The 531-nt window shown below is 66.3% G+C and carries 2 protein-coding genes; one reads left to right on the top strand and one right to left on the bottom strand.

Going from position 1 to position 531, the window contains the following annotated elements; genetic code table 11:
- The coding region (locus ACLD7X_RS18255) for a cytidylyltransferase domain-containing protein (protein WP_411425104.1) at nucleotides 1–129 on the bottom strand (129 nt) is incomplete at its 3' end.
- Nucleotides 130–330: 201 nt separating this feature from the next.
- Between ACLD7X_RS18255 and ACLD7X_RS18250 the strand changes: the two genes are divergently transcribed.
- Nucleotides 331–531: hypothetical protein (locus ACLD7X_RS18250; protein ID WP_411425103.1), on the top strand; the 201-nt coding region annotated here is incomplete at its 3' end.

Below are 531 nucleotides of genomic sequence, written 5' to 3'. Positions count from 1 at the left end.
CCCCAGATTTGCGGCCCGTGCAGCCGTCACGCAGCGCGCGATCATGGGTGCGCCCTCGATGTCGGCCAGCGGCTTGCCGGGCAGGCGGCTCGCCGCCATCCGGGCCGGAATCACGATCAGCGGAAGCATGGAGAAAGCAGCCTTAGGCGATTGAAAACGAAGTAATGGAAGGCTCACATGCCGCCATAGACCGAGACAATCGGCCTATGGGCATCCATGTTGCGGACATGGGCTTAGCGTGCGATACGCCCCGCCGACAAGCGCCGGGGGGCGGCTTGGCGCCTCAGCCTCCCGCCCGCGACGCATCAATTCGAGAACCACGGGCGACACATGAGCGACCTTCGACTGAACGCAATCGCCGGCGCGGTGCTGGCCACCGGCCTCAGCATCATGGGCATCCGCGAGATCGGGCACATCGTCTTCCACGAGGAGCCCACCAAAGGCGGATTTGCGCTCGAAGTCGTGGAGGAAGCGCCCAAGGCCGAGGCCGGCGCCGACGCGCCCAAGCTGAAGCCTGACTGGGGGGTGAGC

The organism is Aphanothece microscopica RSMan92 (assembly GCF_046613545.2).
GTDB lineage: Bacteria > Cyanobacteriota > Cyanobacteriia > PCC-6307 > Cyanobiaceae > NIES-981.
This window is presented reverse-complemented; position numbering and strand designations above follow the sequence as displayed.